Source organism: Nonomuraea sp. WAC 01424 (assembly GCF_003947315.1).
Lineage (GTDB): Bacteria > Actinomycetota > Actinomycetes > Streptosporangiales > Streptosporangiaceae > Nonomuraea > Nonomuraea spiralis.
Map to the genome: position 1 here is coordinate 1 of NZ_QHHZ01000073.1, position 666 is coordinate 666.

A 666-nucleotide genomic window follows, 5' to 3' on the forward strand; every position below is an offset into this window, starting at 1 on the left:
AGGCTGGCGCTAGGTTTTCTGCGCGAAACCGAACCTGAAATGCAGGATATTAATGCTTTTCAGATGCGCTATAACGCGTTCTTTCAGCCTGCCGAGGGCGTTCACTGGTCGCATTGAAACCGTTTCGTCTTATCAGCCTACAGACCGCGCCTGACCTGTCGGGTGGATAAGACGTTCACGCCGCATCCGGTAATCTTTGCCCTGTTCCGTTTCGATCTTAACTCCAGCTCAAGCAACCCCGTACAAGTTGCAAAAACGTTAAATGCGTCACACATTTCAATGTTAAAGTGGTCTGCTGTTCACCTGAAACATGCCACGGGTAACACCATGAGTGAATTTATTGCCGAAAACCGCGGCGCGGATGCCATCACCCGACCGAACTGGTCAGCCGTTTTCTCGGTGGCGTTTTGTGTCGCCTGTCTGATTATCGTTGAGTTTTTGCCCGTCAGTTTGTTGACGCCAATGGCCCAGGATTTAGGCATTTCGGAAGGGGTTGCCGGGCAATCGGTGACCGTGACCGACTTTGTGGCAATGTTTGCCAGTTTGTTTATTACCCAGACAATTCAGGCTACTGACCGCCGCTACGTTGTTATTTTGTTTGCCGTTTTGCTGACGCTCTCCTGCTTGCTGGTTTCCTTTGCTAACTCATTCAGTTTGCTTTTAATC

1 protein-coding gene and 1 pseudogene are annotated in these 666 nt (G+C 50.0%); both read left to right on the plus strand.

Annotated elements, in window-relative coordinates; genetic code table 11:
• The first annotated feature begins 3 nt into the window (after nucleotides 1–3).
• Complete coding sequence (locus DMB42_RS56575) at nucleotides 4–117, plus strand: DUF1198 family protein (protein WP_396986649.1); 114 nt, start codon at nucleotides 4–6, stop codon at nucleotides 115–117.
• A 45-nt stretch (nucleotides 118–162) separates the two neighbouring features.
• Nucleotides 163–666 (plus strand): annotated as a pseudogene (locus DMB42_RS52780) (hypothetical protein); the annotation flags it as partial.